Origin of the sequence: Methylobacterium sp. SyP6R (genome assembly GCF_019216885.1) — a bacterium.
GTDB lineage: Bacteria > Pseudomonadota > Alphaproteobacteria > Rhizobiales > Beijerinckiaceae > Methylobacterium.
Map to the genome: position 1 here is coordinate 3,846,020 of NZ_JAAQRC020000001.1, position 20,289 is coordinate 3,866,308.

At 70.6% G+C, this 20,289-nt stretch carries 17 protein-coding genes; 12 read left to right on the forward strand and 5 right to left on the reverse strand.

The window, feature by feature from the left end; genetic code table 11:
• Nucleotides 1-94 precede the first annotated feature (94 nt).
• Nucleotides 95-1,075, reverse strand: a complete 981-nt coding sequence (locus HBB12_RS17745; RefSeq protein WP_236990557.1) for a hydroxyacid dehydrogenase — start codon at nucleotides 1,073-1,075, stop codon at nucleotides 95-97.
• Between the two features lie 127 nt (nucleotides 1,076-1,202).
• On the opposite strand from HBB12_RS17745, the gene HBB12_RS17750 reads away from it, so the two are divergent.
• From HBB12_RS17750 to HBB12_RS17760, 3 genes are all read left to right on the forward strand, one after another.
• A complete protein-coding gene (locus HBB12_RS17750) occupies nucleotides 1,203-1,616 on the forward strand; it encodes a PaaI family thioesterase (RefSeq protein ID WP_236990558.1) in 414 nt (137 codons plus the stop codon).
• A 185-nt stretch (nucleotides 1,617-1,801) separates the two neighbouring features.
• On the forward strand, nucleotides 1,802-2,311 hold the full coding sequence (locus HBB12_RS17755) for a hypothetical protein (RefSeq protein WP_236990559.1): 510 nt from the start codon (nucleotides 1,802-1,804) through the stop codon (nucleotides 2,309-2,311).
• 424 nt (nucleotides 2,312-2,735) lie between these two features.
• Nucleotides 2,736-5,429, forward strand: coding sequence for an excinuclease ABC subunit UvrA (locus HBB12_RS17760; protein WP_442919289.1), 2,694 nt, complete (start codon nucleotides 2,736-2,738; stop codon nucleotides 5,427-5,429).
• Between the two features lie 373 nt (nucleotides 5,430-5,802).
• On the opposite strand, the gene repC is transcribed toward HBB12_RS17760, so the two are convergent.
• Nucleotides 5,803-6,948, reverse strand: a complete 1,146-nt coding sequence (gene repC / locus HBB12_RS17765; RefSeq protein ID WP_336886966.1) for a plasmid replication protein RepC — start codon at nucleotides 6,946-6,948, stop codon at nucleotides 5,803-5,805.
• Nucleotides 6,949-7,141: 193 nt separating this feature from the next.
• Nucleotides 7,142-7,339 (reverse strand): hypothetical protein, encoded by a 198-nt coding sequence (locus tag HBB12_RS17770; protein WP_236990562.1) that lies wholly within the window; start codon nucleotides 7,337-7,339, stop codon nucleotides 7,142-7,144.
• 518 nt (nucleotides 7,340-7,857) lie between these two features.
• On the opposite strand from HBB12_RS17770, the gene HBB12_RS17775 reads away from it, so the two are divergent.
• Entirely contained in the window at nucleotides 7,858-8,868 is a 1,011-nt protein-coding gene (locus tag HBB12_RS17775; protein ID WP_236990563.1) for a TRAP transporter substrate-binding protein, read from the forward strand.
• Nucleotides 8,869-8,980: 112 nt separating this feature from the next.
• Nucleotides 8,981-10,156 carry an N-methyl-L-tryptophan oxidase gene (gene solA / locus HBB12_RS17780; protein WP_236992817.1) on the forward strand — a complete coding sequence of 392 codons (1,176 nt, stop codon included), beginning with the start codon at nucleotides 8,981-8,983 and terminating at the stop codon, nucleotides 10,154-10,156.
• A gap of 552 nt (nucleotides 10,157-10,708) precedes the next feature.
• Here the strand turns inward: solA and HBB12_RS17785 are convergent.
• On the reverse strand, nucleotides 10,709-11,620 hold the full coding sequence (locus HBB12_RS17785) for a LysR substrate-binding domain-containing protein (RefSeq protein ID WP_236990564.1): 912 nt from the start codon (nucleotides 11,618-11,620) through the stop codon (nucleotides 10,709-10,711).
• Between the two features lie 82 nt (nucleotides 11,621-11,702).
• Between HBB12_RS17785 and HBB12_RS17790 the strand changes: the two genes are divergently transcribed.
• The 7 genes from HBB12_RS17790 to HBB12_RS17820 all read left to right on the forward strand — a co-directional run bounded on the left by HBB12_RS17790 (nucleotide 11,703) and on the right by HBB12_RS17820 (nucleotide 19,058).
• On the forward strand, nucleotides 11,703-12,839 hold the full coding sequence (locus HBB12_RS17790) for a pyridoxal-phosphate dependent enzyme (RefSeq protein WP_236990565.1): 1,137 nt from the start codon (nucleotides 11,703-11,705) through the stop codon (nucleotides 12,837-12,839).
• Entirely contained in the window at nucleotides 12,836-13,675 is an 840-nt protein-coding gene (locus HBB12_RS17795) for a transporter substrate-binding domain-containing protein (RefSeq protein ID WP_236990566.1), read from the forward strand. Before HBB12_RS17790 ends, HBB12_RS17795 begins: the two co-directional genes overlap by 4 nt.
• Nucleotides 13,676-14,032: 357 nt before the next feature.
• Entirely contained in the window at nucleotides 14,033-14,695 is a 663-nt protein-coding gene (locus HBB12_RS17800) for an amino acid ABC transporter permease (RefSeq protein ID WP_236990567.1), read from the forward strand.
• A 13-nt stretch (nucleotides 14,696-14,708) separates the two neighbouring features.
• Nucleotides 14,709-15,425 (forward strand): amino acid ABC transporter permease, encoded by a 717-nt coding sequence (locus tag HBB12_RS17805; protein WP_236990568.1) that lies wholly within the window; start codon nucleotides 14,709-14,711, stop codon nucleotides 15,423-15,425.
• A 60-nt stretch (nucleotides 15,426-15,485) separates the two neighbouring features.
• Nucleotides 15,486-16,985 carry an argininosuccinate lyase gene (gene argH / locus HBB12_RS17810; RefSeq protein ID WP_236990569.1) on the forward strand — a complete coding sequence of 500 codons (1,500 nt, stop codon included), beginning with the start codon at nucleotides 15,486-15,488 and terminating at the stop codon, nucleotides 16,983-16,985.
• Nucleotides 16,982-17,740, forward strand: a complete 759-nt coding sequence (locus HBB12_RS17815; RefSeq protein ID WP_272913280.1) for an amino acid ABC transporter ATP-binding protein — start codon at nucleotides 16,982-16,984, stop codon at nucleotides 17,738-17,740. The genes argH and HBB12_RS17815 overlap by 4 nt, the downstream gene beginning before the upstream one ends.
• Nucleotides 17,733-19,058 carry an NAD(P)/FAD-dependent oxidoreductase gene (locus HBB12_RS17820; protein WP_236990570.1) on the forward strand — a complete coding sequence of 442 codons (1,326 nt, stop codon included), beginning with the start codon at nucleotides 17,733-17,735 and terminating at the stop codon, nucleotides 19,056-19,058. Before HBB12_RS17815 ends, HBB12_RS17820 begins: the two co-directional genes overlap by 8 nt.
• Before the next feature lie 284 nt (nucleotides 19,059-19,342).
• Here the strand turns inward: HBB12_RS17820 and HBB12_RS17825 are convergent, their stop codons facing one another.
• Complete coding sequence (locus HBB12_RS17825) at nucleotides 19,343-20,248, reverse strand: LysR substrate-binding domain-containing protein (protein WP_236990571.1); 906 nt, start codon at nucleotides 20,246-20,248, stop codon at nucleotides 19,343-19,345.
• Between the last annotated feature and the right edge of the window lie 41 nt (nucleotides 20,249-20,289).

Sequence of the window (20,289 nt, forward strand, 5' to 3'; positions counted from 1 at the left end):
GTCGGTTCTACGGCCGGGGGGAGGCGTGTCAACGAAGCCTCCGCGACGGCAGGCGGCGGATCTTTCGAGAGGTGTCGATCCGGAATCGCGGCGCTCAACGCCCGCGCCGCGACCAGCTCTCCGCGTTCACGGCGCCCCGCGGCACCTCGCCGGCCAGGATGGCCCGGACCTGCGCCACCGTGTCGAAGGCCTGCGCCTCGATCGCCGGCGGCGTGAGCCCGCCGATATGCGGGGTGGCGACGACGTTCGGCAGCCGGGCGAGGTCGGGCGAGGGCATCTGGTCGGGCGCGCGCCCGACATCCATCGCCGCGCCGGCGATCCGGCCCTCGGTGAGCGCCACGGCGAGCGCCGCCTCGTCGACGAGATTGCCGCGGGACAGGTTGATGAACACCGCGTCCCGGCGCATCCGCCCGAGAGCCGCCGCATCGATCAGGTTCTCGGTCTCCGCATTGGCGACCGCCAGGCATACGACGAAATCCGCATCGGCCATCAGCGTCTCGAACCCGACCTGCCGGACCCGCGGATCGCCGACCGTGACGTGGGGATCGCAGACCAGCACCTCCATGCCGAGCGGGACGGCCAGAGCCGCGAGGTTCCGGCCGATCGCCCCGTAGCCGACGATGCCCAGCCGGCTGCCCGCGAGCTGGCGCCCCATCCGCACCTCCGGCATCCGTCCGGCCCGGTAATCCAGCACCGCCCGCGAGATGCCGCGCGACAGGTCGACCATGAAGCCGAGCGCCAGTTCGGTGACCGCCGCGACGAAGCCCGGGGCGGCATGGGTCACCAGCACGCCGGCCCGGCTCGCCGCCGCCACGTCGATGGTGCGGATGTCGACCGCGCAGCGCAGGAACGCCCGGAGCTGCGGCAAGTCGGAAAAAATCCCGGCCGGGCCGGCGGTGGCCCGGTCGGCGATGACGAGATCGACGCCGTGCGCGGCCGCCACGAGGGCGGCGGCGTCGAGCGGGTCGTCGCCCTCGTACAGGACGACCTCGGCGAGGCCGTCGAGGGCGGCGAGCGCCCGCGGGCCGTAATAGTGCTCGCGGCTGTGCGGCGTATGCGTCAGGAGCACTTTCATCGTCGGTCCCCTTCGTCCCAAGATCGTGGTGCCAAGATCGTGGTGCCAAGATCGCTCACCCGGGATCGCGGTTCCACGATCGCCGACGATCGCGGTATCGGCCCGAGCCACCCAGGAGTTCATCCGCATGACAACGCCGTTCGATCCGGCCGCTTCGGGCTGGGAGGTCGTCGCGATGTCCGAGTTCATCGACCTGATCGGCCCGGTCTGGCAGCGGGAGAGCGAGGCCGGTCCGCTCTACGGGCTGCTGATCGCGGAGAAGCACCGCAACCGCAACGGCGTGGTCCATGGCGGCGTGATGGCGACGCTCCTCGACATGGCGCTGGGCCGCGTCGCGGCCGACGCGCAGGGCGGGCGCCGACAGGCGACGATCAACCTCGACCTGCAATTCCTCGAACCCGTCCAGGTCGGCGAGTTCCTGGTCGCCGAGTGCCGGGTGGTGCGGGCCACCCGCTCGATCCTGTTCATGCAGGGGCACCTGCGGGTCGGGGACCGGGTCTGCGCCGCGGCGCAAGGGGTCTGGAAGATCCTCGGGGCGTGACGCCCCCCGCCAGAGCATTTTCCGACGAAGGGGATACCGGTTCGTCGCAGAAAATGCGGCACGATCAAAAACCAGAAGCACCATCCGATCGCAACGCGATCGGATGGTGCTTCTGGTGGGCCTTGCGCGCGTCTCGCGTCATCGGCTCCTTGACGAACCTCCTGCCCGTCGGAGCGGCCGCCACGATGTCTGAAGCGAGTCCTCGTCCCCTCTCCCTTGCCGATCGCCTGGAGGCCAACGCGATCCTCGACCGGCTGGTGGCCGAGGAACCGACCTTCCCGGACGAGGATGCGCGCCGCCTGATCGCCCTCGTTCCCGTGCGCAAAGCCCGCCGCCTCACCCTGAATCTCGGCCTGCAGCGTCCCGGCACGAAATCCCGCGGCCACGCCGCCGGGCATGGCGACGTGGAACTGGAGGAGCCCGGCGAGACCACGACCTGGTCGAGCGATTCCCGGCCCGTCCTCCGGATCGGCGGCTACGAGGTCACCCACGTCCCCGGCACGATCGAGATCGCCCTGCTATGGTCGGAGACCCGGCTCGACCGGTCCGGCCAATCCTGCACCCTGAGCTACGACATCGTCACGGGCACGCCCCGGGAGATGCGGATCGCCCGCCAGGCGACGATCGGGTTCTTCGGGCTCCACGTCGCGACCGTCCGATACGTGCCGTGGAAGACCCCGCGGGCGGGTGGCTGAGGGGCGAGCGCGCCGCGGGCAGGGAAGTCGAGTGCGAAAGCCGACACTCGTCCGCTGCCGTCTTTCGAGGCGGCTTGCGCTGTGCGGCACAGCAAAACCGACACGACGGTGCAAATCAGGAAAAAAACGTCGCTTTTTTGCAATTACAGCGTCCCATCCGAATCAAGATGCGAACGGTTTTCCGGGTACGGAATTGAAAGATCAATCGATCCTTTTTCGATTGTCTCCGGCGGTTACTCACCCACCTTACTCATGCAGGGTCCGCCGATCCCTACCGGGAGGGGTCACCGTCCGGTTCGGCTTCCGGACCACGCACCGATGCGGGTAAGCACCGCCCGGAAGGCCGTTCGCCGGCAGGCCGGGCTTTTGCCCGTCACATTCCTCCCACCGGCCGGGCCGCCCGCATCCCGCGAGAAAGCATCCCATGGATCAGGCAAAGCCCACGGACATGACCAGGACCCGCGCGAGGATCGCCCGGTCGGGGGCGGGGCGGGCCGGTTTCGTCACGGTGCGGGGCGCGCGGGAGCACAACCTGCGCGACGTGGACGTGGAGATGCCCCGCGACGCCCTCGTGGTGTTCACCGGCGTCTCCGGCTCCGGCAAGTCGTCGCTCGCCTTCGGCACCCTCTACGCGGAGGCGCAGCGCCGCTACTTCGAATCGGTCGCGCCCTATGCCCGCCGGATGATCGACCAGGTCGGCGTGCCGGACGTCGATGCCATCGAGGGGCTGCCCCCGGCGGTCGCCCTCCAGCAGCAGCGCGGAAGCCCAAGCGCGCGCTCCTCGGTCGGCAGCGTCACCACCCTGTCGAGCCTGGTGCGGATGATGTATTCGCGCGCCGGCACCTACCCGCCGGGCCAGCCGATGCTGTTCGCGGAGGATTTTTCCCCCAACACGCCGCAGGGCGCCTGCCCGTCCTGCGGCGGCCTCGGCCGGGTCTACGGCGCCACCGAGGCCTCGATGGTGCCCGACCCGTCGCTGACGATCCGCGAGCGCGCCGTCGCGGCCTGGCCGCAGGCCTGGGGCGGGCAGAACCTGCGCGACATCCTGGTGAGCCGCGGCGTCGACGTCGATACGCCGTGGCGGGACCTGCCGCGGGCGCTCCGGGACTGGATCCTGTTCACCGACGAGCAACCGCAGGAGCCGGTCTATGCCGGGCTGACGCCGGAGCAGACGCGCCTTGCCCGCAAGCGCGGCCTGGAGCCGAGCTACACGGGTACCTTCACCAGCGCCCGCCGCCACGTGATGCACGCCTTCACCAATTCACAGAGCGCGCTGATGCGCCGGCGTGCCGCGAGCTACCTCGTGAGCGAGGATTGCCCAGCCTGCCACGGCAAGCGGCTCAAACCCGAAGCGCTCTCCGTCACCTTCGTAGGCCTCGATATCGGCGACCTCTCGCGGATGCCGCTCTGCGACCTCGCCGAGGCTCTTCGGCCGGCCGCCGAGGACAGTCTTCCCGAGGACGGCACGGATTCGGACGTTCTCGACCGCGAGGCGGGCCGGCGGGACCGGGCCGCGCGCCTCGCTGCCGGCGGATCGGCCCATGCGGCCGCGCCCGATACGCGGGCGACGCCGAATCTCTCGATCGAGAAGCGCCTCGCCGCCCAGCGCCTGGCCGCCGACCTCGTCGACCGGATCGGGACGCTCAGGAATCTCGGCCTCGGCTATCTCTCCCTCGACCGCGTCACCACGACCCTGTCCTCGGGCGAGCTGCAGCGCCTGCGGCTGGCCACCCAGCTGCGCTCGCAGCTCTTCGGCGTGGTCTACGTGCTCGACGAGCCGACCGCGGGCCTCCATCCCGCCGACGGCGACGCCATGCACGAGGCCCTGGCCGGGCTTCTCGAATCGGGCAACTCGCTCTTCGTCGTCGAGCACGACATCGGCACGATGCGCCGGGCCGACTGGCTCGTCGATGTTGGTCCTGCCGCTGGCGAGCATGGCGGCACGATTCTCTACAGCGGGCCGCCCGAGGGTCTGCGGGAGGTCGAGGACTCGCGCACGCGCCTGCACCTGTTCGGCCTCGCCGAACCGCCCGCCCGGCCCCGGCGGGAACCGACGGGGTGGCTGCGCCTGGAGGGCGTCACGCGCAACACCCTGCGCGGGGTCTCCGCCGCCTTCCCGCTCGGCTGCCTTACCGCCGTGACCGGCATCTCGGGCTCCGGCAAGTCGAGCCTCGTCAGCCAGGCGCTGCTCGATCTCGTCGGCGACCATCTCGGCCGCCCGGTCGAATCCGACGTCGAGCCCGAGGACCCGCTCGACGATGCCCCGGCGCCGACGCAAGGGCGCATCGCCGCCGGGATGGAGGCGATCCGGCGCCTGGTGAAGGTCGACCAGAAGCCGATCGGGCGCACGCCGCGCTCGAACCTCGCGACCTATACCGGCCTGTTCGACGCCGTCCGCAAGCTGTTCGCCGCCACCCCGGAGGCGCGGCGGCGCCGCTACGATGCCGGCCGCTTCTCCTTCAACGTCGCCAAGGGCCGCTGCCCGGTCTGCGAGGGCGAGGGCTTCGTCAGCGTCGAATTGCTGTTCATGCCGAGCGTCTACGCCCCCTGCCCGACCTGCCACGGCGCCCGCTACGCGCCGGAGACGCTGGAGGTGACCTGGAACGGCATGAGCATCGCCGACGTGCTCGGGCTCACGGTCGAGCGCGCCTGCGCGGCCTTCGCCGAGGAGCCCACGGTCCTGCGGCCGCTTGTGCTCCTGCGCGACCTCGGCCTCGGCTACCTGCGCCTGGGCCAGCCCGCCACCGAACTCTCCGGCGGCGAGGCCCAGCGGATCAAGCTCGCCACGGAATTGCAGCGCGGCCAGCGCGGCGGCACGCTCTACGTCCTCGACGAGCCGACGACGGGCCTGCACCCGACCGACGTGGACCGCCTGCTCGTCCAGCTCGCCGGCCTGGTCGATGCGGGCAACACCGTCGTCATGGTCGAGCACGACATGCGGGTGGTGGCCGCCGCGGACCACGTCATCGACATGGGCCCCGGCGCCGGCACGCTGGGCGGCCTGGTCGTGGCCGCCGGCCGACCGGAGGCGGTCGCCGCGACGCCGGAGAGCCGCACCGCGCCTTACTTGCGCGAGGAACTGGCGCTCGATGGCGGCCAGCAACGGAGCCCGGGTTGATATCAAAGGTCCAAGATGCTGATGCATCGTTTCGATCCCAGGCACGTCCGAGATCGACGGTGCCATCGATCCAAATCCTCAATCCCACCCACGACCTCATCCTGAGGTATTAGTCGATCGTAAATCGATCGACCTCGAAGGAGGGTTCCAGAAGTCTCTGCGCTCGCTGGAACCCTCCTTTGAGGCTCGCTTCGCTCACACCTCAGGATGAGGTCGCGAATGGGATGGAGACATTCGCTGACGATGCTGTCCTCACAGATCGAATGGGTTCTGCCTGTCCGGCACAGGTTTTCCCATCCCGGACCCCGAACGATGATGGATTCGGCATGACTGCCGCTCATCCGCACGAGGGTGTCGGGCACGGCACCGATCGTCACGTCATCCGCCGCCGGCGCATGGCGAGAAGCTCGGTCCCGAGCTGGTAGCGCCCCTCCCCGGCCAGACGCACGAGGCGCCGGAAATAGCCGCCCGGATTGCGAATCCGGTTCCGGCCCGACCCGACATCGTCGTCGTGCAGCTGTGCCACGACCAGCACCAGGATCGCCGCCTCGTACGGGCCCACGGCAGCGCAGGCCTCGGCCCAGGCGCTCGCATGCGCCCCGATCGTCGCCCTCAGCACCCGGCCGGCATCGAGGATCTCGTGTTCCTCGCGGAGATCGTCGCCCACCAGGTCGCGGACCACCGGGCAGGCCTCGACCACCAGCGCCGGCGACAGACCCGCCACCGGCCGCTCGACCGGGCGAGGCGCATCCGCCTTCCCCGACGAGTCCTTGCTCCAAGCCTCGGTAGGAGATCCTTTCTCTGTTTCTACGTGAGGGCACGTGTTGCCGTCACAGCCGGCTGCGTAGAAGCGATCCTCGACCATCCGGCGCAGTTCTCCCCAGGCCTCCAGAACCAGTTCCGGATCGCCCGCGCCGCGCCGGTCGGGCGTGGTCGCGTCGAGGCTCCCTTGCGCCTCGGCGAGGTCGGCGATCGTGGCGTCGGGATAGCGGGTCGCGAAGGCCTGCAGGGCTTCCGCCACGGCGCGCCGGTGCATCGTCACGAGATCGAAGGCCCGGCGGCGGCGCTCCCGCGCCTCGGCCCGCGCCTGGATCGCCAGCGCCCAGTCGCCCCGGCGCGCATGGAGCGGCGTCAGGTCGAAGCCGAAGGCGTCGAGGATCGTCCCGTCGCGGGACCGGATCGCGTAGCGCTTGCCGTTGGCGGAATCCTTCGGCGCGATGATCTCCAGGCCGACGAGGTCGCGGAGCGCATAGCGCACCGCACGCTCCGACAGCCCGGTGCGCGACACCAGGTACTCGTTCGACGGCCATACGATCAGGCGCGACCATTCCTGCTCGCCCCAGGTGGCGACGAGCTCGGACAGGACCAGCCGCAGCGACGGACGAAGGCCGAGCGCCTTCGCCGCCTCGCGGGCGGACGCCGACAGTTCCTTGCGCGTGACCGTACGCCCGTCCTCGAGGGCGCGTCTCTTCCCTGCGAGGGCGGCGCGCGTCAGCGGCCGGCCCCCGGTCTGAACCATCTCCACTCCACACCTCCTTGGACGGAGGCAAAGCGGGACCGTTCGCCCGAGAGGGCGTCATTGACGAGAAGGTCGGGAACCGCTAGAAGGAGGATGCCAATCCGGTCTTCAAGCGGCGGCTTCCCCAGCCCCCGTTATGAGATCCCAAAAAGCGCCGAGGTCCCCACCTCGGCGCTTTTTTGCTTTGCTGCGTCTACATCTGTTGTCCCACGAAAACCTGCTCGAGCGCGTGGATGATCGCGAGGCGCCGGTTCGGGAACTTGCCCTCACGCACCGCCGCGTCGATCGCCTGCTGCACCTGCGCCGGCACCCAGACGTTCGTCTCCGTCTCCCCGGAGGCCTTGCGGGCTTCGCGGAGCTTCTTGACGCGCTGAGACGGGGTATCGGCCATCGCTCTCGGCTCCACGACTCGTAACGTTACGAGTCGTGTCACGAGTCGGGCCTGCGCCGCAACGCGGAGTCGAGATTCGGCGGTGGATGTTAAATTCGATTCACAGACGAATCGGGCGTGGGGCCGCTGCGAGTCCCCTGGCATGGTGATCTGGCATCCCGACGCGGCTCCACCGGTCGATTCGTGAAGAGTTCCATGCGGGATTCGGGAGAATCGTCGGCAATAGCTTCGAATCGGTGGGTTGGTCTTGGGAGCGGCGGGGTTCACCGGGGTCAAGCGGGGGTGGGGTGCCTCTCTTCCCTCTCGCGGCGGAACTGGTCTGGAAACCGAAGAGGCGCGGGTTTCCGCCTCGCCCCGCGGGCGGGGCGAGGAGGGTTCCCGCGCCGCCTCGGTCAAAGCTTATCCCCAGACCGCGCCTCCTCGGCCGATCGGCCTAACCCCCGGCACGTTGTGAGAGCTAGGCTCCTCCGGATACCGTCGCGACGGCCGGGGGTACACCGGCGACGGGGTGAGACGGGATGCCGACGCGCAGGACGATCGTGCAGGGTCTGGGAGCGGGCCTGGTCCTGAGCCCCCTCCCCTTCCGCCGGGCCCGGGCCGACGCGCTGCGGCTGAGCATGGGCTCGCCGATGCCGCAGGCGCATCCGGCCACTACCTGCCTCGTCGAGGCGCTCGACGCGATCCGGGCCGAGAGCCAGGGCCGGATCGACATCACGCTCTATCCCGACAGCCAGCTCGGCAGCGAGCTGAGCATGCAGTCGCAGCTGCGCTCGGGCGCCATCGCCTTCACCCTCGCCTCGGCGAGTTCGCTCCAGACCCTGGTGCCCCTCGCCGGCATTCCGGGCCTGGCCTACGCCTTCTCGGGCTACGTGCCGCTCTGGGCCGCCCTCGACGGCGGGCCGCTGAGCGAGCGCATCCGGGACGCCCTGGCGAAGTTCGGCCTCAAGGCCTTCCGCGTCGTCGACAACGGGTTTCGCGACGTCATCACCGGCGCACGGCCGGTCGAGGCGGTGGCCGATCTCCAGGGCCTCAAGATCCGGGTGCCGCCGAGCCCGCTCCTGACCTCCCTGTTCCGGGCGCTCGGCGCCGCGCCGACCACCATCAACCTCGCCGAGACCTATGCCGCCCTGCAGACCCGGGTGGCCGACGGGATGGAGAACTCGCTGCCGCAGATCGAGGCGACGCGGGTCTACGAGGTCCAGAAGTACCTCTCGCGCACCGGCCATTCCTGGGACGGGCTGTGGATCCTCGCCCATGGCCGGACCTGGGATGCCCTGCCGAACGAGGCCCGCGCCCTGATCGGCCGCCACTTCGACACGGCGGTCGAGCGCCAGCGGCAGGCCTTCGTCCAGATGAACACGCAAGCCGAGGCGCGGCTGCGCGCCAGGGGCCTCGTCGTCACCAGGCCGGATCATGCGCCCTTCCGGGCCGCCCTGGAGCGGGCGGGCTACTATGCCGAGTGGAAGGGCCGGTTCGGCGCGGAGGCGTGGGGCGCGCTCGAGCGCTATACCGGCCCGCTCGGGGTGTGACTCGGGAGGGGCCTTCCTGGCGAGCCCCTGCCCTGCGGGCGGATGCCTTGCCCCGCTTCCCCCGTTTCGGGCAGCCTCCGGTCGAACGAAGCGAGCGGGGCAGGGCGTGACGATGAGCGAGCGGGCGGATTTCCTGGTGATCGGCCTCGGGGCCATGGGCAGCGCGGCGCTCTACCAGCTCGCCAGGCGCGGCGCCTCGGTGATCGGCCTCGACCGGTTCGCGCCCCCGCACACCATGGGTTCGAGCCACGGCGAGACGCGCATCACCCGGCAGGCGATCGGCGAGGGGCGCGATTACGTGCCCTTCGTCCTCGACGCGCACCGGATCTGGCGCGAACTGGAGGCCGAGACCGGCGAGAGCCTGCTTCACGCCTGCGGCGCCCTGGTGATGGCGCCCGGCAGCGGCACCAACTCGCATCACGGCAAGCCGGATTTCGTGCGCAACTCCATCGCGGCCGCCCGCGACTTCGGCATCCCGCACGAGGTGCTGGACGGGCGCGAGGTGGCCCGCCGCTTCCCGCAATTCCTCGGCCTCGACGGCGGCGAGATCGCCTATTACGAGCCCGGCGGCGGCTACGTCCGGCCCGAGGCCTGCATCGCCGCGCAGCTCAAGCGGGCCGCCGACCTCGGCGCCACGATCCGCACCGGAATCGAAGTGCTGTCGATCGCTCGAGACGGCGACGGCGTGCGGGTCGAGACCTCGGCCGGCACCTTCCTCGCCGGTGAGGTGGTGGTGTCGGCGGGCGCCTGGACCGCCCCGCTCCTCGGGGCGCCGTTCGACCGCCTGCTCGACGTGAAACGCCAGACCCTGCACTGGTATGCCCTCGACGAGACCAAGGCCTATGGTCCCGACGCGCCGGTCTATATCTGGATGCACGGTACGACGGACACCGATTACTTCTACGGCTTCCCGCCGCAAGCCGGCGAGACCAGCGTCAAGGTCGCGACCGAGCAATATGCGGACGGCACGACCGCCGACGCCGCCGACCGGACCGTCCATCCGGAGGAATCGGCCGGGATGTACCGGCACCACATTGCCGGGCGCCTCGCGGGGGCGACGCCGCAGGTCGTCCGGGCCGCCGCCTGCCTCTACACCGTCACCCCCGACCGGGGCTTCATCATCGACCGGCATCCGGGCAACGCCCGAATCCTGGTGGTGTCGGCGTGCTCCGGCCACGGCTTCAAGCACTCGGCCGGCATCGGCGCCGCCGCGGCCGAGGTGATGACCGAGGGGCGCAGCCGGGTCGACCTCCGGCCCTTCTCCCTCGACCGCTTCGCGCGGAGTTGACGCCCGCACCACCCTGGACGCTCGGCACAGACCTGACGGCTATACGTTTCAACAAAGCTACAATGCGATATCAGGTCGGGCCGCAAGGCTGGACCGACCCTTCACGCCTGCCGTTTCGATGATTCCGACCGCGCAACCGGGTGGCGACCTCGCGATGCAAGTGTTCGATCTCGCGCCCACCTCGCTGTGGCTGCAGGATCTCGGCGCACCGACATTGGGAGTCTGTTTGATGGCCTCAGGCGCCCGCTCCCACACACGACCTCATCCTGAGGTATCATACGCTTTCCGATTGATCGCTTCGCGATGCGGAAAGCGGCTTCGCTCAGGCGCCGCGCGGGCTGATGATCCGGAATCCGGACGTGATCGTCCGGATTCCGTATAGTCGATTGAAAATCGACTGACCTCGAAGGAGGGTTCCAGGGATCGTGAAGATGTCTGGAGCCATCCTTCGAGGATCCTTTCAGTCTGCGATCTCCGATCTCCAGTATCTCAGGATGAGGTCGAAGATGGGAAAAGCTCACAAAGCCGAGCGAACAGGCTCCGACGTGCCGCTCATCCCATGACCCCCGTCGCCGTCGTCTCGTAGCCCGCCAGTTCCTCGCGCACGACCGCGAGGAAGCCGTCGATGAGCGGGTTGTTGAGGTGGCGGCTCGGGAACAGGGCGTGGCCGTGGAACGGGATCTCGGGCCGGAACGGCCGGAAGGCGATGCCGCTGCGGCGGTAATCGTCGGCCGCGATCGGGTTCACGATGCCGACGCCCAGCCCCTGCTCGACCAGGGCGCAGATGGTCGCCCCGAACGGCGTCTCCAGCATCAGCTGGCGGCGGATGCCGGCGGCCTCGAAGGCGCGGTCGACCCGGGTCCGCGCCCCGTCCTCCAGGGACAGGGAGACGAAGGATTCCCCCTCCAGGTCCTCCGGCACGATGACGGCCCGTTCCGCCAGCCGGTGGCCGGGCGGCAGGGCGCACAGGCCCGGAATCGCGTAGAGCGGGCGAGACTCGATGAATGGCGTCTCGACGACGTTCGCCATGAAGCCGATGTCGCAATAGGAGGCCGACATCCAGCGCATCACCGTGCCGTCGCTTCCCATCTGCAGCGAGATCGCGACAGTCGGGAAATGCTCGCGATAGCGCCGGATGCAGCGCGGGATGAAGCCGAGCGCCATCACGGGCATCGCGGCGACCCGCAGGCGCCCGCTGCCGAACACCCGGATGTCGCGCGCGACCTGGGCCAGGTTCTCCAGCCCCAGGAAGCTGCGCTCGACCTCGCGGTAGAACGACAATCCCTCGTCGGTCGGGCGCAGGCGCCCGGCCAGACGCTCGAACAGGGTGAGGCCGGTCGCCGCTTCGAGTTCCGCGATCAGCCGGCTGACGCTCGGCTGCGAGGTGCGCAGGGCCTGTGCCGCCGCCGTCATCGATCCGCGCAGCATCACGACGCGGAAAGCCTCGACCTGCCTCAGATTCATGCATCACCCCATATCAGCCGTGAATAGCATGCGCAAAAACCAGCATTTGACCAGATAGGGGAAGCCCCACACACTGCTCGCCATGTCCGAGCAGATCGCCGTACAGATCCAGTCCCCGAGCGGGCTCTCCTGCCTGCGCTGCGACTTCGCGCTCCCCCTCGGAGACCACGACGCGGGGTGCCCGCGTTGCGCGGCCGAGGAGCACGCATCGAACCTGCGCCTCGTCTTTCGCGGTGCAGCACAGGGCCGGATCGTGTTGCCCCCGACCGGCGGCATCTCGCTCGGCGAGGGTGGAACACCGCAGGTCGAGGCGCCGGACCTTGCCGCCGAGGCGGGGCTAGGCCGGCTGTCCCTGAAGCTCGAATGGTGCAACCCGACCGGCTCGCACAAGGACCGGATGAGCGCCCCGCTGCTCGCCCGGGCGCGCGAGCGCGGCGCCACGCTGGTGGCGGCGGCCTCGAGCGGCAATGCCGGCGTGTCGCTGGCGGCCTATGCGGCGCGGGCGGGACTGGCGGCCGAGATCGCCACGACCCCCTCCATGCCCGACGGCGCCCGCCGGGCGATCCGTGCCACCGGCGCCCGGCTGGTCGAGGTCGCCGACACTGCGGCGCGCTGGGAGCATGTCGGGCGGCTCGCCGCCGAGGGGGCCTTCGCCGCCACCAACTACCGGCGGCCGGCTTTGGGCACCAACCCGTTCGGGATCGCCGGCTACAAGGCGCTCGCGGCCGAGATCGCCGCCGACGGTTTGCCCGACCTCGTCGTGGTGCCGTGCGCCCGGGGCGACCTCTTGTCGGGGCTGCTGCTCGGATTCCAGGAACTCGGGCGCGGGATGCCGCGGCTCGTCGCCGTCGAGCCGTTCCCGCGCCTCGCCCGCGTCCTCGCCGGGGCCGATTATCGCGAGTCGTTTCCGGGCCGGACGGCGCAGCTGTCGATCGGCGGCGACACCGTGACCTTCCAGGCGCTCCACGCCCTGCGGGAGAGCCGCGGCACGGCGGTCGTCGTCGACGACGCGGCCGCGCGGGCCGCGCAAATGCGCCTTGGCCGGGCCGGTCTCCACGCCGAGCTCTCCGCCGCCGCCGGCGTCGCGGCCCTGTCCGTGCTTGGCGCCGAGGGCGCGCTCACCGGCCGTCACGCCGTCGCGGTCCTGACCGGCTCCGGCGCGGGCGCCATGGACGCACCGACCGACACGAATCCATTCGACCAGAGAGGACCCCGATGACCCTGCTCCGGCACCTCGCCCGCACCGCCCTTGCGGCCGTCACTCTCGCCGCCGGCCTGTCCGCGGCGGCCGCCCAGGCGCTGCCGCCGCTGCCGAAGGCGATCCAGGCCGCGGGCGTGCTGCGGGCCGGGGTGCGCTGCGATCAGCCGCCCTACGGCTACAAGGACGAATCGGGCAACTTCGCCGGCATCGAGACCGACATGGCGATCCAGATCGCCGCCTGGGCCTTCGGCTCCCCGGACAAGATCGAGCTGACCTGCGTCACCGCCGAGAACCGCATCCCGCAGCTGATGGGCAAGAAGGTCGACATCCTCATCGCCACCCTCGGGGTGACGCCGGAGCGGGCCCGGGTGATCGAGTTCTCGAAGCCCTACCGCTGGGGCGGCTCGGACATGCTGGTCGCGAAGGACAGCCCGATCAGGAAGCTCGACGACGTCGCCGGCAAGACCGTGATCATGCTCAAGGGCTCGACCCAGGCGAAGTGGTTCGAGGACAACATGCCCAAGGTCGAGACCTTGAGGCTCAACACCGCCTCGGACGCCCTCCAGTCACTCAAGCAGGGCCGCGGCGACGCCTATACGCACGATGCCGCGACCCTGGTGGTTGTCGCCGCCAAGGACCCGTCCTTGCGCCTCGTCGGAGAATCCTTCGCGGTGACGGATGCCGCCGCGGGCCTGCGCAAGAACGATCCCGAATGGCTCGCCTATGTCGATGCGGCGCTCGCCCGGATGAAGGCGGACGGTCTCTACGCGAAGTGGGTCGACAAATGGGTGCCGGCCGACCTGCGCCCGTTCTACGCCGAGGCCTTCACGAAGCCGAAGCCGACGGCGCGCTGAGGGCCTGAGCCTCCTCTACGCAGAGGCTGTCCGGGGATAGGCAAAGGCGCAGGTTTTCCCCTCCCCCCTCTGCGGGGGAGGGTGCCCGGCGGAGCCGGGTGGGAGAGGGGCAGCGCGACGATGCTCCAGGTGGCGTCCGTCATCACGGTCGCGACCTCTCCGGAACCGGCGTCCCCTCTCCCGCCCCACTCCGTGGGGCACCCTCCCCCGCAGAGGGGGGAGGGGGAAACCCGCGCCACACCCTTCCCGGGCTGCCCTGGCACGAGGGAAGAAGAGAAAGCTACAGCGTCTACAGCGGGTTGGCTCTCGTAGACGACCGACCGATCCGCCACCCCCCGACCACGAAGAGAGGCCGGCATGGAGTTCGATCTCGCCTACCTGATGGCGCAGGGGCCGGCGCTCATGCGCGGCCTGTGGCTCACGGTGCAGGTCAGCCTGATCGCGATCGTGCTCTCCGTCATCCTCGGCCTCCTCGGCGCGGCGGTGCGGGTGCTCGAGGTGCCGGTGCTCGGCCGGGTCGTGGCGGGCTATGTCGAGTTCATCCGCAACACGCCGATGCTGGCGCAGCTGTTCTTCATCTTCTACGGCCTGCCCGGCATCGGCGTGAAGCTGTCGCTGTTCTGGTCGGGCGTGCTGTGCCTGACGCTGTGGGCGGGCGCCTACCAGATCGAGAACCTGCGCGGCGGGCTTGCCACCGTGGGCAAGGGCCTGCGCGAGGCCTCCTATGCCCTCGGGCTCACGCCCTGGCGCTTCTTCCACCTCGTCGCCGCGCCACTGGCGATCCGGGTGGCGCTGCCGGCGATGCTCAACACCGCGATCTCGCTCCTGAAGAACTCGTCCTACCTCCAGGCGATCGGGCTCGCCGAACTCACTTTTGTCGCGATCGACCGGATCTCGATGGATTTCCGCACCCTCGAGATGTTCGCGGCGATCTGCGTGATCTACCTCGCGCTGGTCCTCGCCCTGTCGTTCCTCGCGAGCCGGCTCGAATGGCGGCTCAACGCGCCGTTCCGGCACTGAAGGGGCGCAATCGATGGATCTCCTCGTCCGGAACCTGCCCTTCATCCTCCAGGGCCTCGGGCTGACCCTGGCGCTCTCGCTCACTACGCTCCTCTTCGTGACGCTCCTGTCCGGGCTCCTCGGCATCCTGGCGACTTTGCGGTTCCGGGCCTTGCGCATCCTGGTGCGGATCTGGGTCGAGCTGTTTCGCGACATCCCGCTGATCGTGAACATCTTCCTGGTGTTCTTCGTCGCGCCCCTCGCCGGCCTCGACCTGACGCCGTTCTGGGCGGTGACGGTCGGCCTGTCGCTCTGGGGCAGCGCCAACGGCGCCGAGATCGTGCGCGGCGGCCTCAACGCCGTGCCGCGCCACCAATGGCAGAGCGCGGCGGCGCTCGGGCTCAAGACCTGGGAGGTCTACGGCTTCATCACCGGCCCGCAGGCGTTGCGGGCCATCCTGCCGCCCTTCGTCGGGCTGCTCACGCTCCTGATCCAGGCGACCTCGCTCGGCGCCCTCGTCGGCGTCGGCGAGTTCTTCAAGGTCGGCCAGATCATCGTCGAGCGCACCACGATGATGGAGGGCTGGAACCCGGCCTTCCTCGTCTACGGCGCCGTGCTCGTCACCTATTTCGTGATCTGCTCCGGCCTGTCCTGGTTCGGCCGCTGGCTCGAACGGCGCCTCGGCCGGACTCAAAGCCGTCCCGTCCCCGCAGCCTCCGCCGCGACGGCACCCGCCCCGCAGCTTCCCTGAACCCTGGCGCGACCGGCCGCGGCCGGCCCGGCCCTAAGATCTAACAAAAAGGTCTCAGCCATGGAATCGAAGGTCAGCCGCCGGCTCACCGAGCCGGTCGCCAAGGAAGTGTGCGAGCACATCTACGCGCCGCGCCTGGCACGCGACTTCCACGCCGTGTTCGCGGCGATGACCGACCTCAACCAGGCCCACGTGCTGATGCTGGCGGGGTGCGGGTTGATCGCCCCGGCCTCGGCCCGGGCGCTGGCGGCGGGCCTGCTGCGGATGGAGGAGGAGGGCCCCGGCGCCGTGCCCCTCGATCCCGAGCGCGAGGATTCGTACTTCAACTACGAGGCGCAGCTGATCCGGCTGATCGGCCAGGATGCCGGCGGGCGGATGCACATCGCCCGCAGCCGCAACGACCTGACCTCCGCCCTCGACCGGATGCGGGCCCGCGACCTCCTGCTCGATGCCGGCCAGGCGCTGCTCTCGGTCGAGGAACATGCCCTCGACGGCGCCTACCGGTTCCGCGACGTGGTGATGCCCGGCTACACCCATCTCCAGCCGGCCCAGCCCGTCACCTACGGCTTCTACCTCGCGGGAATCGCCCAGGCGCTGGCGCGGGATTTCGGCCGCCTGTCGGATGCCTGGGCCCGCACCAATCTCAGCCCGCTCGGGGCGGGCGCGCTCGCCGGCACCGCCTTCGCGATCGACCGGGATCGCCTTGCCGCGAGCCTCGGCTTCGACGGGCTCGTCGAGAACACCCTCGATGCCGTCGCGACCCGCGATTTCGGCCTCGAGATCCTGGCCGGCCTGTCGCAGGTCGCGATCGGCTGGAGCCGGGTGGCGCAGGATTACCACGTGCTGGTCTCGCACGAGTTCCAGACCATCGAGTTTCCCGACCGGGTCACCGGCACCTCCAGCATCATGCCGCAGAAGAAGAACCCGGTGGTGCTGGAGCACCTGAAGGGCAAGGCCGGCCAGATGCTCGGCCTCTACGTGGCGGCGGCGAGCGCCGTGAAGGGCACGCACTTCACCAACACCATCGACGGCAACCGCGAGACGATGCGCGGGGTGTGGGAGGCCGGCGAGGAAACCCTGCGCTGCCTGTCCCTGTTCGACCTCGTCATCGCCACCGCCCGGCCCAACGCCGCCCTGATGCGCCGGCGCGTCACCGAGGATTTCGCCTCCGCCACCGACCTCGCCGATCTGATGGTGCGCGAGGCCGGCCTGTCCTTCCGCGAGGCGCACCACGTCGTCGGCGCGGTGGTGCGGGCGGCGATGGATGCGGGCCTCTCCGCCGACGGCATCACGCCGGACATGGTCGACGAGGCGGCCCAGGCCCAGATCGGCCGGCCCCTCGGGCTCTCCGGCGAGGCGGTGCGGGGGAGCCTCGATCCGGCTGCGAGCGTCGCCGCCCGCACCCTGCCGGGCGGTCCGGCACCGGAGGCGGTCGCCCGCGCGGTCGAGGCGGCGCAACGACGGCTGGAGACGCGCCGCGCCGCCCTCGTCGCCCGGCGCACGGGGCTCCAGGCGGCGCGCGACGCGCTCAAGCGGGCGGTGCGGGAGCTGGCCGCATGACCACCGAACCGCTGATCTCCCTGCGTGGGCTGACGAAGCAGTTCGGGGCGTTCCGGGCCTTGCGCGGCATCGACCTCGACGTCGCGGGGGGCAGCGTCGTGGTGCTGATCGGCCCGAGCGGCTCGGGCAAGAGCACGCTGATCCGCTGCATCAACGGGCTGGTGCGGCCCGATGGCGGCAGCCTCCGCGTCGCCGGCCGTGCGGTCGATCTCGGCGACGAGGGCGCCTGGCAGCGCCTGCGCACCGAGATCGGCATGGTGTTCCAGGACTACGCCCTGTTCCCGCACCTCACGGTCCTGCGCAACATGACGCTCGCGCCGATGCGCCGCCTCGGGCTGTCGCGGGCGGAGGCCGAGGCGCAGGCCCGGGCCCTGCTCGCCCGGGTCGGCCTCGCCCACAAGGCGGAGGATCATCCGGGTGCGCTCTCGGGCGGCCAGCAGCAGCGGGTCGCGATCGTGCGGGCGCTCGCCATGCGGCCGAAGGCGATCCTGTTCGACGAGCCGACCTCCGCCCTCGACCCCGAGACGATCGTCGACGTGCTCGACGTGATGCGCGGGCTCGCCCGCGACGGCACCACCATGGTGGTGGTGACCCACGAGATGGGATTCGCCCGCGAGGTCGCCGACCGCGTCGTCTTCATGGCCGAGGGCGCCATCGTCGAGGAGGGCTCCCCGGATGCCCTCTTCGGCGCGCCCCGTCACGCCCGCACGCAAAGTTTCCTCTCCTCCCTTCGCTCCGAGGCCCTCCATGCCTGATCCGGCCGCCCTCCTCGCCGAGGGCTTCACCACCGATCCGTACTGGTGGGACGCCGCCGCGCCTGAGACCGCCCGCGACCCGCTGCCCGAGGAGACCGACGTCCTCGTCGTCGGCTCGGGCTATTGCGGCCTCTCGGCGGCGGCGGAACTCGCCCGCAGCGGCGTCGCCGTCACGGTGGTCGACGCCGAGGAACTGGGGGCCGGGGCCTCGACCCGCTCCGGCGGCATGGTGTCGAGCGGGCAGAAGCTGGTGATCGGCGGCGCGATCAAGGGCGTCGACGCCGCCCGCATGGCGCGGCTCTTGGAAGATTCTCTCTCCTCCTACGAGCACCTGAAGACGCTGATCCGCGAGGAGGCGCTCGACGCCGATCTCGGCGTCGTCGGCCGCTACTTCGCGGCCTACGTGCCGCGCCACTACGATCGGCTGCGCCGCAACGGCGAATTGCTGGCGCGCCATACCGGCGTCACCGTCCACGAGATTCCGCGGAGCCGCCAGCACGAGGTGACCGGGACCGATTTCTACCACGGCGGCATCGTCATCGACGATTACGGCGGCCTGCATCCGGGCAAGTATCACCGGGCCCTGCGCGCCCTCGCCCGGCGCCACGGCGCGACCTTGCGCTCGCACGCCCCGGTCCTGGCGGTAGAGCCCCTGGAGGGCGGGCAGTTCGCCGTCGAGACCGGGCGCGGCCGGATCCGGGCCCGGCACGTCCTCTACGGCACCAACGGCTACAGCGACCGGGCGAGCCCGTACCTGCGCAAGCGCGTGGTGCCGGTGCGCAGCTACCAGATCGCCACCGAGCCGCTGCCGCGGGCGCTGATGGACGCGATCAATCCCGGCCGGCGGATGATCACCGATTCGCGCCGCGAGCTGATCTATGCCCGGCCCTCGCCCGACGGCACCCGCCTGCTGTTCGGCAGCCGGCCGGGGATGTTCACGGTCCCGGAACGCGAGGCGGCGCCGAAGCTTCACGCCCTGATGCGGGCGGTGTGGCCGCAACTCGCCGAGACCCGGGTGACGCATTGCTGGAGCGGCAAGGTCGGCATGACCGCCGACAAGCTCGCCCATCTCGGCCGCCGGGACGGCATCGATTTCGCGATCGGCTGCAACGGCAACGGCGTGGCGCTGATGACCTATCTCGGCCATCAGGCGGCGCTGAAGCTCCTCGGCCGCCAGAACCGCCCGAGCGCCTTCGATTCCCCGAGCTTCGCCGCCGTGCCGGTGCCGTTCTACGACGGCCGGCCGTGGTTCCTGCCGGTGGTGAGCGGGTGGTACCATCTTCGGGATGCGGTGGAGCATCGGCTGGCGCGGTCGTGACGGCGGGCCGCACATCTGGAGGTCTGTCCGAGGAAAGGATCGCGCGGGTTTCCCCCTCTCCCCGCGGGCGGGGAGAGGGCCGCTGACCCCTCGTCGGGTCAGCGGCAAGCCCGAAGGGCGAGGGTCAGGGGGTGTCTCCGGAGGAGACTCCTCCGGCACCACCCCCTCACCCTCGCTCCGGCTACGCCTGCGCTTGCTGCGTCCCCTGGACGGTGACGCAGCCCTCTCCCCGCCCGCGGGGAGAGGAGATGTCCCGCGCCTTCCTGTGCGCCGGACAGCCCCCCTCACCCCGCATACGGCGGCGCCGTCATCGACTGCCGCACCGCCTCGACGAGGTCGAGGGCGACCGGGGACGGGCTGCGCTGGGGCGGAAACACCGCCGCGAACTCGAACTCGATGCGCGGCACGAAGGGGCGCACCACCACCCCGCGGCCCTCGAATTCCCGGGCGGTGAACGGATCGGAGATCGCCACCCCGATTCCCGACGAGACCAGCCCGCACAGGATCTCCGACAGGGCGGTCTCGATGCGCAAGACTCGCCGCACCCCGTCGCGGTGGAAGGCCTGGTCGACGAGGTGGCGCCCGGTCGAGCCGGCGGTGAGCGACACGAAGGTCTCGCCCTCGAAGTCCCGCGGCCCGAGCTCGGCCTTCTCCGCCAGCCGATGGCCCTCCGGCAGCACCGCGACCCGGGCCACCGCCGGCAGGCGCCGGCTCGGCACGCCGTCATGGGCGATCGGCACCTCGGCAAAGCCGACATCGCACTGGTTGTTGGTCACCCAGTCGACTACGATCGGAGAGATCACCCCGAACAGCGACAGGTTCAGGTTCGGCCGGTCCTTGAGGAAATGCCCGGCGAGCCGCGGCAGGTAGCCGTTGGCGAGCGCCGGCAGGGCCGCGACCCGCAGGAACCCGGTGCGCCGGGAGCGGATTTCTTCCGCCGCCGCGCCGATCCGCTCCAGCCCGACGAAGGAGCGTTCGACCTCCGTATAGAGCGCGGTCGCGGCTGCCGTCGGAACCAGGCCGGTGCCGCGCTTCTCGAATAGCGGCATGTTGAGCAGCGCCTGGAGGTCGCGCAGCAGCCGGCTCACCGCCGGCTGCGTCACCCCCATCAGGGCGGCGGCCTCGGTGACGCTGCCGGTGAGCATCGTGGCGCGGAAGGCCTCGACCTGCCGCAGGTTGATCCGTGCCATTCGCCCCTCCCCCTCGCCGATGCGAACCATAACATTTCGAC

Excerpts from the sequence above, each read along its gene's own strand:
- HBB12_RS17800 (WP_236990567.1), top strand. The coding sequence starts at position 14,033 with ATGGAGTTCGATCTCGCCTACCTGATGGCGCAGGGGCCGGCGCTCATG.
- HBB12_RS17815 (WP_272913280.1), top strand. The coding sequence starts at position 16,982 with ATGACCACCGAACCGCTGATCTCCCTGCGTGGGCTGACGAAGCAGTTC.
- HBB12_RS17770 (WP_236990562.1), bottom strand. The coding sequence starts at position 7,339 with ATGGCCGATACCCCGTCTCAGCGCGTCAAGAAGCTCCGCGAAGCCCGC.
- HBB12_RS17790 (WP_236990565.1), top strand. The coding sequence starts at position 11,703 with ATGTCCGAGCAGATCGCCGTACAGATCCAGTCCCCGAGCGGGCTCTCC.
- HBB12_RS17805 (WP_236990568.1), top strand. The coding sequence starts at position 14,709 with ATGGATCTCCTCGTCCGGAACCTGCCCTTCATCCTCCAGGGCCTCGGG.
- argH (WP_236990569.1), top strand. The coding sequence starts at position 15,486 with ATGGAATCGAAGGTCAGCCGCCGGCTCACCGAGCCGGTCGCCAAGGAA.
- HBB12_RS17795 (WP_236990566.1), top strand. The coding sequence starts at position 12,836 with ATGACCCTGCTCCGGCACCTCGCCCGCACCGCCCTTGCGGCCGTCACT.
- HBB12_RS17820 (WP_236990570.1), top strand. The coding sequence starts at position 17,733 with ATGCCTGATCCGGCCGCCCTCCTCGCCGAGGGCTTCACCACCGATCCG.
- HBB12_RS17760 (WP_442919289.1), top strand. The coding sequence starts at position 2,736 with ATGGATCAGGCAAAGCCCACGGACATGACCAGGACCCGCGCGAGGATC.
- HBB12_RS17825 (WP_236990571.1), bottom strand. The coding sequence starts at position 20,248 with ATGGCACGGATCAACCTGCGGCAGGTCGAGGCCTTCCGCGCCACGATG.
- HBB12_RS17750 (WP_236990558.1), top strand. The coding sequence starts at position 1,203 with ATGACAACGCCGTTCGATCCGGCCGCTTCGGGCTGGGAGGTCGTCGCG.
- HBB12_RS17745 (WP_236990557.1), bottom strand. The coding sequence starts at position 1,075 with ATGAAAGTGCTCCTGACGCATACGCCGCACAGCCGCGAGCACTATTAC.
- HBB12_RS17775 (WP_236990563.1), top strand. The coding sequence starts at position 7,858 with ATGCCGACGCGCAGGACGATCGTGCAGGGTCTGGGAGCGGGCCTGGTC.
- repC (WP_336886966.1), bottom strand. The coding sequence starts at position 6,948 with ATGGTTCAGACCGGGGGCCGGCCGCTGACGCGCGCCGCCCTCGCAGGG.
- solA (WP_236992817.1), top strand. The coding sequence starts at position 8,981 with ATGAGCGAGCGGGCGGATTTCCTGGTGATCGGCCTCGGGGCCATGGGC.
- HBB12_RS17755 (WP_236990559.1), top strand. The coding sequence starts at position 1,802 with ATGTCTGAAGCGAGTCCTCGTCCCCTCTCCCTTGCCGATCGCCTGGAG.
- HBB12_RS17785 (WP_236990564.1), bottom strand. The coding sequence starts at position 11,620 with ATGAATCTGAGGCAGGTCGAGGCTTTCCGCGTCGTGATGCTGCGCGGA.